The 8,870-nt window shown below is 41.5% G+C and carries 8 protein-coding genes; 4 read left to right on the top strand and 4 right to left on the bottom strand.

What is annotated here, in order from left to right:
• Nucleotides 1-557 precede the first annotated feature (557 nt).
• The 4 genes from ACFQ1M_RS13710 to purN form a co-directional block, all read right to left on the bottom strand.
• Nucleotides 558-2,456: an amidophosphoribosyltransferase gene (locus ACFQ1M_RS13710; protein WP_386409146.1), complete on the bottom strand. Its 1,899-nt coding sequence runs from the start codon at nt 2,454-2,456 to the stop codon at nt 558-560.
• Nucleotides 2,457-2,524: 68 nt separating this feature from the next.
• Nucleotides 2,525-3,451, bottom strand: a complete 927-nt coding sequence (locus ACFQ1M_RS13705; protein ID WP_386409144.1) for a PfkB family carbohydrate kinase — start codon at nt 3,449-3,451, stop codon at nt 2,525-2,527.
• A gap of 64 nt (nt 3,452-3,515) precedes the next feature.
• Nucleotides 3,516-4,151: a ribonuclease H1 domain-containing protein gene (locus ACFQ1M_RS13700; protein ID WP_386409142.1), complete on the bottom strand. Its 636-nt coding sequence runs from the start codon at nt 4,149-4,151 to the stop codon at nt 3,516-3,518.
• A gap of 3 nt (nt 4,152-4,154) precedes the next feature.
• Nucleotides 4,155-4,730, bottom strand: coding sequence for a phosphoribosylglycinamide formyltransferase (gene purN / locus ACFQ1M_RS13695; protein WP_386409140.1), 576 nt, complete (start codon nt 4,728-4,730; stop codon nt 4,155-4,157).
• Between the two features lie 177 nt (nt 4,731-4,907).
• On the opposite strand from purN, the gene ACFQ1M_RS13690 reads away from it, so the two are divergent.
• The 4 genes from ACFQ1M_RS13690 to ACFQ1M_RS13675 are packed head-to-tail and all read left to right on the top strand — an operon-like array spanning nt 4,908 to nt 8,863.
• On the top strand, nt 4,908-5,141 hold the full coding sequence (locus tag ACFQ1M_RS13690; RefSeq protein WP_161414850.1) for an acyl carrier protein: 234 nt from the start codon (nt 4,908-4,910) through the stop codon (nt 5,139-5,141).
• A 20-nt stretch (nt 5,142-5,161) separates the two neighbouring features.
• Nucleotides 5,162-6,412: a beta-ketoacyl-ACP synthase II gene (fabF, locus tag ACFQ1M_RS13685; protein WP_386409138.1), complete on the top strand. Its 1,251-nt coding sequence runs from the start codon at nt 5,162-5,164 to the stop codon at nt 6,410-6,412.
• Between the two features lie 13 nt (nt 6,413-6,425).
• Nucleotides 6,426-7,169: a ribonuclease III gene (gene rnc, locus ACFQ1M_RS13680; RefSeq protein ID WP_386409136.1), complete on the top strand. Its 744-nt coding sequence runs from the start codon at nt 6,426-6,428 to the stop codon at nt 7,167-7,169.
• Between the two features lie 44 nt (nt 7,170-7,213).
• Complete coding sequence (locus ACFQ1M_RS13675) at nt 7,214-8,863, top strand: ATP-binding protein (protein WP_386409134.1); 1,650 nt, start codon at nt 7,214-7,216, stop codon at nt 8,861-8,863.
• Nucleotides 8,864-8,870: the final 7 nt, after the last annotated feature.

Below are 8,870 nucleotides of genomic sequence, written 5' to 3'. Positions count from 1 at the left end.
ACTGTAATTTTGAGCAAAAAGCCACCCTCTTTTTCAGGCAAAGTTGTGAAAGAATTAAGAAATGTTGTGAAAGAATTGTTTTTGTTTGTGAAATGCAGATGGGAGTTTCAGAAAATAAAAAAGGTGGAAAGAATTCCACCTTTTTTGCCCCAAATCTTACCATGAACTTAACCTACTTATGCTATGGTGATATAAACATAAGGTCTTAAATCCTAAGTGACGTCAAATAATCGTCGAACGACCCTTAAAATCCGTTCAACTTTCTTTCAACTGTAATTTTGAGCAAAAAGCCACCCTCTTTTTCAGGCAAAGTTGTGAAAGAATTAAGAAATGTTGTGAAAGAATTGTTTTTGTTTGTGAAATGCAGATGGGAATTTCGGAAAATAAAAAAGGTGGAAAGAATTCCACCTTTTTTGCCCCAAATCTTACCATGAACTTAACCTACTTATGCTATGGCAAGTCTAAAATATGTTATGTTTCTCCTGGACAATCAAATATTTAGACAAACGGCCTTTTTTTCCGTTAAAGTGTTTGTTTTAATGTTTTTTTAAGAGCTTCTAGTACGCTCTCTCCTTCTTTCCTTCGTAGAAATTCATGAAAGCCTTATTCACCACACGGTTGCCTCCATCGGTGGGATAATTACCAGTAAAGTACCAATCTCCTAAATTCTTAGGGCATGCCTTATGAAGATTCTCCACCGTTTGATAGATGATCTTAACTTCTGCCTTAACATCGCTTGCGGTTAGCAGTTCGGCTATCTTATTCGAAATTTGCTCGTCGGTAAAAGGCTCATATATTTGTTTTACGACATTCTTCACCTCAGAATCTTTAAACGTTATCTGTTCTCTGCATTCGGAATAGACCTTATCTACTAATTCTTCCATTCCGCTTTCTTTCAATAATGATAAGGCAGCTCTAAAGGCAACAAGGTCTTCCATTCTGGCCATATCGATACCATAACAATCTGGATAGCGTATCTGGGGAGCAGAAGAGACCACGATAATTTTTTTAGGATTAAGACGATCCATCATTTTAATGATACTTTTCTTCAAGGTTGTTCCTCTCACGATACTATCATCTATGATCACCAAATTGTCATTAGGTTTAACAACGCCATACGTAACATCATAAACGTGGGCTACAAGATCATCCCTACTACTGTCTTCGGTGATGAATGTTCTTAGTTTTGCATCCTTTATGGCTACTTTCTCTATTCTGGGTCTAAGGTTGAGGATTTCATGCAAACGTTCTTTGCTAAGGCTTCCCTCTTCTGCCAATATCCATTCTTCTTTGCGCTTGTTAAGATGATTTTGAGCGGCTTGTACCATTCCTAAGAAGGACGTTTCGGCCGTATTGGGGATGTAGGAAAATACGGTGTTGCTTAGTTCCTCATCGATTTGCTGCAGGATATTCGGAAATAACAATCTTCCAAGTTCTTTTCGCTCTTCATAGATCTCCGCATCACTTCCTCTGGAGAAATAAATACGCTCAAAAGAACATGCTTTTCGTTCCAATGGATCTAAAATTCTTTTCAACGTCATCTCACCATCTTTCTTGATGATGATCGCCTTTCCTGGGTCTAACTCTTTTACCTCCGTTCCTGGCACATTGAATACGGTTTGAATAACAGGCCGTTCCGATGCAACGACCACCACCTCATCATCCTTATAATAAAAGGTAGGGCGAATTCCGGCTGGATCTCGCAGCACAAATGCATCTCCATGCCCTATTAGACCGGCCATTGCGTATCCTCCATCCCAGTTCTTCGCCGCTTTTCTTAGAATCTTTGCAACGTTTAGGCGATCGGCAATCAATGGTGAGGCTTCGAATTTATTATATCCCTCATTCTTGATCTGCTTATAAAGCTTTGCAACTGCATCGTCCAAGAAATGACCTATTTTCTCCATGATAGTAATGGTGTCTGCTTTCTCCTTTGGATGCTGGCCCAGCTGAACGAGGTTGCTAAAAAGCTCATTCACATTTGTCATGTTGAAGTTTCCTGCGACGATAAGGTTACGGTGCATCCAATTGTTTTGCCTCAGAAATGGATGGACGCTCTCTACGCTGTTCTTTCCAAAAGTACCATAGCGAACATGTCCTAACAGCAATTCACCGATATAGGGGATATATTTCTTTTGTAGGGCTACATCCTCGGCATACTCTGGATGTGATTTGATCTCGGTATTGATACGTTCATTGATCTGGGCAAAAATATCTTGAATAGGCTGCGATTGGTTGGAGCGCACCCTACTAATGTAACGCTCTCCAGGTTCCATGTCTAGTTTGATACTCGCAAAACCTGCGCCGTCTTGTCCCCGATTATGTTGTTTTTCCATGAGCAAGTACATCTTATTCACACCATAAAATGCACTTCCGTATTTTTCCTTGTAATATTCTAATGGCTTTAAAAGTCTGACGAGGGCAATGCCACACTCGTGTTTTAGTTCATCACTCATTAGCTGTTGTTGCGTTGTGTTGTATCGTTGTAAAAATAAAAAAGCCCCGAAAATTCAGGGCGTTTTATTTAAGTTAATTCAATTTCGAACTGTGTTAAATTTTTGAATTGTTGCAAACGTGTTTCCACCTCTCCTCTAGTTAATGATTCCATCCGCTGTGTGCCAAACTTCTCTACACAAAACGAGGCGAGGTTGGAACCATAGATGATCGCATTTTTCATGCTTTCAAAAGAGATGTCCTCATGCTTTGCCAGATATCCAGCAAAACCGCCAGCAAAGGTGTCCCCAGCACCAGTTGGGTCAAATACTTCTTCCAATGGTAAAGCGGGTGCGAAAAAGATATTGTCATCATTAAACAGAAGCGCGCCGTGCTCTCCTTTTTTGATCACGACATATTTTGGTCCCATGCTGTGGATTTTCTGAGCAGCTTTCACCAAGGAATATTCCCCAGATAATTGTCTGGCCTCTTCGTCATTGATGGTGATAACATCTACCTTGGCGATCACCTTCATCAAGTCTTCCATGCTATTGTCCATCCAAAAATTCATCGTGTCCAAAATAGTGAGTTTTGGCCTAGAGGTCATCTGTTCTAAAACACTAAGCTGTACCATGGGGTGAAGGTTCCCAAGCATGAGTATGGCCGAATCCTTGTAAGCATCAGGTACTTTTGGCTGAAAGTCCGCCAAAGTATTCAGTTCGGTGACTAGCGTGTCGCGAGAGTTCAGATCATTGTGGTAACGTCCTTTCCAGTAAAAGGTCTTTCCGCCATGGACGACCTCAATGCCAGAAATGTCGATTCCCCTATCCTCCAATAATTCCAAGTATTCCTCTGGAAGATCATCACCAACGACAGAGACAATGGCGGCATCCACCCTAAAATGTGAGGCAGAGAGCCCAATGAATGTTCCTGCACCTCCCAGGATCTTTCCTGTTTTCCCAAAGGGGGTTTCTATCTCATCAAAGGCGACCGTACCCACAATCAATAATTTGCTCATAGCGTATTAAAATTTTTGCAAATATACATTTTACTTTTCAGTGATTGTGCGTTCTGCAGGCTCCTTATTTTCTCCCGAAGTCTGCGGGGATCTCTCCCCATGCCTTGGTCTCCCATTTAACGATCGTGGTCTTATAATCATTTTCTTTAAGCCATTTGATGGCGCGGTCCACCAATTGAAACAATTTCGCATTCCTAGAAGTCCGCTTCAATTTGGTTTTACACTGTTTCTTCTTTACCCATCCTATGGCTATTTTAGAATCGGAGTAGATGATACGGTCGCTTTTGTTTTGTTTTAGATAGGCCAGTCCATGTACCAAGGCCAAAAATTCCCCCACATTGTTGGTTCCTTGATCAAAGGGTCCTTGATGAAAGAGTTGCTTGCCTGTTTGCGCATCCACTCCCCGATATTCCATCTTTCCTGGATTACCGCTCGAAGCCGCATCCACGGCAATAGAGTACAGGTTAGGTTCTCCTATTTTTGCGATCTGTTCGGGAGTTAAGGCAGTTTTCTTCTTTGATCTCCCTTTAAAATCCTCGTAATTACCATTGTAGGCCTTTTTGGCTTCATCAAAGCTTTCGAAGGATTTGTATTTGGCACCTGCATAGTTTTTGACTGCCGCCTTACAATCATCCCATTTCATATAAATACCTGGTCGATGCCCTTCCCAGACTACATAGAATTTTTCTTTCTTCGCCATAGATCACTTATTTTGGTCTGAGAGCAGCTGAGCGATGACCATCGGAAAATGTTCATATTCCAATGAATGGATCTTTGCCGCCAGGATTTCTGGAGTGTCTTTAGCCTCTATCTTAGTGGACGCCTGAAAAATTATTGCTCCCTCATCATACTGTTCATTTACGTAATGTATTGTAATTCCAGATGTTTCTTCTCTATTGGCTATGACCGCTTTGTGCACGTGCATACCATACATTCCCTTACCTCCATACTTAGGAAGCAGGGCTGGATGAAGGTTGATTATCCTATTGGGGAAAGCCTCGATAAGATCGGTAGGGAACTTCCACAGAAAGCCTGCCAATACGATCAGATCCGGATGGGTGGCCTTTAACAGATTCAACACGTCCTCACTTTGATAAAAGGCAGTTCTATTAAAGGAAAAAGCGCTTACCTCGTGGGTGTTTGCCCGTTCTAAAACTTTGGCATCCTTCTTGTTAGAAAGGACTTGGACAACCTTCGCATCTTCACGGCCTTGAAAAAACCTAATAATATTCTCGGCATTGGTACCAGAACCCGAGGCAAAGATCACAATTCGTTTCATGAGCAAGAGAGATGTGTTGGTTGGACAAAAAAAAGAATAATTATCAATAAAAGGAAGGCAAAAAGAAATTACTTCAGATCATTTTAGTAACTTGTATTCACATTATTTTTTGGGAAAGCTTGTTTTAATTCAAAGTTTTTTATTTTTGCCAACAATTAAATTTTAAAACTTAAGATTATGTCAGACATTGCATCAAGAGTAAAAGCGATAATCGTAGACAAATTGGGTGTAGATGAAAACGAAGTGGTTGCAGAAGCTAGCTTCACAAACGACCTAGGTGCGGATTCACTAGACACAGTTGAGCTTATCATGGAGTTCGAAAAAGAATTCGATATTCAAATTCCGGACGACCAAGCTGAAAATATCGCTACCGTTGGGCAAGCCATTCAATATATTGAAGAAGCTAAGTAAGAAGTAATTACTTATACCATATGAAATTAAGGCGAGTTGTTGTCACAGGATTAGGAGCCCTCACACCGATCGGAAACGATATTTCATCCTATTGGAACGGTCTGGTCAATGGAGTGAGTGGTGCAGCACCAGTCACTCATTTTGACGCCTCCAAATTTAAAACACAATTTGCCTGCGAGGTCAAGGACTTTGATGCCTTAGACCATTTTGATAGAAAAGAAGCTAGAAAGCTTGATAAATTTGCGCAGTATGCCATGGTGGCCTCGGACGAGGCCATCTTGGATGCTGGCTTAGACCTCGAGAAGATCGACAAAAAACGTGTCGGAGTTATCTGGGGTGCGGGCATTGGTGGTTTGGAAACCTTCCAGACGGAAGTGATGAACTTCGCAGCGGGAGATGGAACACCACGATTCAATCCCTTTTTCATTCCAAAGATGATTGCGGATATCGCGCCGGGCCTAATTTCGATAAAGCACGGTTTTATGGGGCCTAACTACACTACAGTATCGGCCTGTGCATCATCTGCCAACTCCATCATCGACGCCTTAAATTATATCCGTTTGGGACATGCAGAGATCATTGTTACCGGAGGTTCGGAAGCTGCCGTTACCGAAGCAGGTATGGGTGGTTTCAATGCGATGCACGCGATGAGTACCAGAAACGATGATCCCAAATCGGCTTCACGACCTTTTGATGCCAATCGAGACGGTTTTGTCCTCGGAGAAGGTGCAGGAGCACTTATATTAGAAGATTATGAACATGCGATGGCTCGAGGCGCCAAAATCTATGCCGAGGTAGTTGGTGGGGGTCTTTCTGCAGACGCCTATCACATGACGGCACCTCATCCAGATGGAATTGGAGTGGTAGCTGTTATGGAGAATTGTCTTCAAAATGCTGGTTTGCAACCTGAGGATATCGATGCCATCAATACACATGGTACTTCGACTCCTCTTGGAGACGTTGCCGAACTAAAGGCCATTGGTAAGGTATTTGGAGAGCATGCGAAAAATATCAATATCAACTCTACAAAGTCCATGACTGGGCATTTGCTAGGAGCTGCAGGAGCTATCGAGGCCATTGCCTCTCTATTGGCCATGCATCACAATATCGTGCCTCCTACCATCAATCACAGTACGATTGATGAAAACATAGACCCTTCGCTTAATCTTACCCTCAACAAAGCACAAAATCGTGACGTCAATGTTGCGATGAGTAATACCTTTGGTTTTGGCGGCCATAATGCCTGTATACTTTTCAAGAAATTAAACTAAGCCTCAAGGCTGAATGGGTATCATTCGAAACATATTAAATTCCCGGTCTAAGAAAGACGGGGATTTTTATATGAGGCTCGAAAAGGTCTTGGGCTTCAAACCTAAACATCGCAAGTATTATAAAAAAGCGTTCACGCATCGGTCGGTGAACAAAAGAGATTCCCAAGGAAATGCTATCAACTATGAGCGATTGGAATTCTTGGGCGATGCCATGTTGAGTGCTGTCATTTCTTCACATCTGTTCAATGAAGTGCCTTCTGGGGATGAGGGATACCTCACAAAGATGCGGTCTAAGGTAGTTAGCCGCGAACATCTTAACGAATTAGGCAAGGACCTTGGTCTTTTAAAAATGGTCTTCACCAAAATTCCAAAGAATAACTTTGGTGAAAATATATATGGTAATGTATTTGAAGCTTTGGTCGGGGCCATTTTTTTGGATAGAGGTTACAAATATTGTGAAAGATTCATCTACTATAGGGTCATAGAGCCTTATGTGGACATCGAAAGATTAGAGGGTAAAATTATCAGCTATAAGAGCTTGCTCATAGAATGGTGTCAGAAGAAAAAGAAGTCATTCAAATTCGAAGTCTACGAAGACACTGGCAATGACGCTTTGAAGCATTTCGCGGTTAAACTTCACATAGACAATAAGGTTATCGCTAAAGCCAGAGCAACTTCTAAGAAAAAGGCCGAGGAAAAAGCAGCGAAGAGAGGCTATTTCGTTCTTCAGCGGGAAATCACCAAAAGCGTTAAGTAGCACATCAAAGCATATATGTTTAATTTTCCTACCTTAGTGATGATATGACGGCTTCGAAAGAAATAAGGTCTTTACAATTTTTGCCGCTATTTGCTATTTTGCTGGTGTCTGGAATTGTTCTGGCTTTTTTCGTAGACAACCATATCAAGGAGATAAAATTAAAGGAAAGAGCGCTTCTATTGAAACAAGTAAATACGAGGGCTGCCGAAGAGCTTACGGAAGCGCTAGACAAATTTACGGTGTTTGTTTCAGGAATTCGCACATACACCAATCATACGGGTACCTTTCCTACCAAAGATCAATTGTTTTCTTTTGTCAAAGAACATTATAGGTCTTCGCCTGGGCAAAGCCCGATGGTCATATCGTATCTCGATACCACCCACGTTTTTAGATATTCTTTTACGCACAAAAAAGATAATCCCGATGGCCTGGTAGGAACGCATGTGAAAGATATTGTGGGGACCGAAGGTGTGGGAAGATTAGCGACTCTGATGCTAAATGAAGAATTCAAATGTTTTGGCCCAGTCAATTTGATAGAAGGACGCGTAGGGATCCCTATAGGTTTTGGTGTTATCGATGAAGAAGGAAAATCCCTAGGCTATATTACGGCGATAACCGATTTTAAGCCTATAATCAATAAGATATACACTACCAATGCTACCGATGATTTCGTGTTTCGTTTTAGGACCAACTCAGGTGTAGATTTTGATAGAGAAAGGGTCTATGATCATCCTCCGTCCTTCAATGATCAAAAAGACCCAGAATATTATAAGAATTTCACTGTTGCCGAAGATAGTTTCATTTATTCGAAAGCTGATTTCCATGGATTTGAAGTGGTTGTCGGCACAGCATATAAGAAACCCTATATAAGAGACGAGTACACGCTTTACCTTTTCTTGGCATGGCTGATCACGCTTGGTCTATTTCTTGTATTCGTTTTGAAAGAGATCTGGCGCATCAAGCGTATCAATAAACAGATCGGAGGGCAAAAGGACGAGCTGTCAAAGTTGATCGCAACCAAGGATAAGTTCTTTTCCATCATCGCGCATGACCTCAGAAGTCCACTTGCTACCATTATCAATTATATCGATCTGATCCAAGATCCAGAGATCCAAGAGGAGGATAGCGCTGAGATCTTGGGAGAACTTAAGAAATCAACTCAAAGTTCATTATCACTACTGGATAATCTTCTCAAATGGTCCAGGCTTCAGACGGGTGAGCTAAAGTTTTCTCCCAAATCGATATATCTTACGGAGCCTGCAATAGCTGCCATCGAAGTACTCAGCCCCCTTATTCAACAAAAAAGTATCGATCTTCATTTGAATATTGACAGTAAGCTTCAAGTGTTTGCAGATAAAAATATGGTAGAGACAATCATTAGAAACCTCGTAAGCAACGCTATTAAATTCTCCCACCAAAAAGGGGACATTACCATAAGGGCGATCGATAAGAAAAACCATATCAAAGTGACGGTTAGTGATACCGGCGTAGGAATTCCCGAGAGCAAAATTCCGTTGCTTTTTAATATAACCACCAACTATACTCAACTGGGGACAGATAGAGAGGTAGGGACTGGTCTTGGCTTGGTGATATGCAAAGAATTTGTCGAAAAACACGGAGGTGAGATCAGGGCGGAGAGCAATGAAGGCCAAGGAAGTTCTTTCATATTTACGCTACCAAAGAAGAAGTTTTAGTGAAAAA

The sequence above is a fragment of the Sungkyunkwania multivorans genome (genome assembly GCF_042675645.1).
Lineage (GTDB): Bacteria > Bacteroidota > Bacteroidia > Flavobacteriales > Flavobacteriaceae > Sungkyunkwania > Sungkyunkwania multivorans.
Note: the sequence above shows the minus strand (reverse complement) of the source record. Positions and strands in the feature narration are given on the sequence as shown.

Coding starts and splice junctions, on each gene's coding strand:
- ACFQ1M_RS13690 (WP_161414850.1), top strand. CDS start 4,908: ATGTCAGACATTGCATCAAGAGTAAAAGCGATAATCGTAGACAAATTG.
- ACFQ1M_RS13675 (WP_386409134.1), top strand. CDS start 7,214: ATGACGGCTTCGAAAGAAATAAGGTCTTTACAATTTTTGCCGCTATTT.
- purN (WP_386409140.1), bottom strand. CDS start 4,730: ATGAAACGAATTGTGATCTTTGCCTCGGGTTCTGGTACCAATGCCGAG.
- ACFQ1M_RS13700 (WP_386409142.1), bottom strand. CDS start 4,151: ATGGCGAAGAAAGAAAAATTCTATGTAGTCTGGGAAGGGCATCGACCA.
- rnc (WP_386409136.1), top strand. CDS start 6,426: ATGGGTATCATTCGAAACATATTAAATTCCCGGTCTAAGAAAGACGGG.
- ACFQ1M_RS13705 (WP_386409144.1), bottom strand. CDS start 3,451: ATGAGCAAATTATTGATTGTGGGTACGGTCGCCTTTGATGAGATAGAA.
- fabF (WP_386409138.1), top strand. CDS start 5,162: ATGAAATTAAGGCGAGTTGTTGTCACAGGATTAGGAGCCCTCACACCG.
- ACFQ1M_RS13710 (WP_386409146.1), bottom strand. CDS start 2,456: ATGAGTGATGAACTAAAACACGAGTGTGGCATTGCCCTCGTCAGACTT.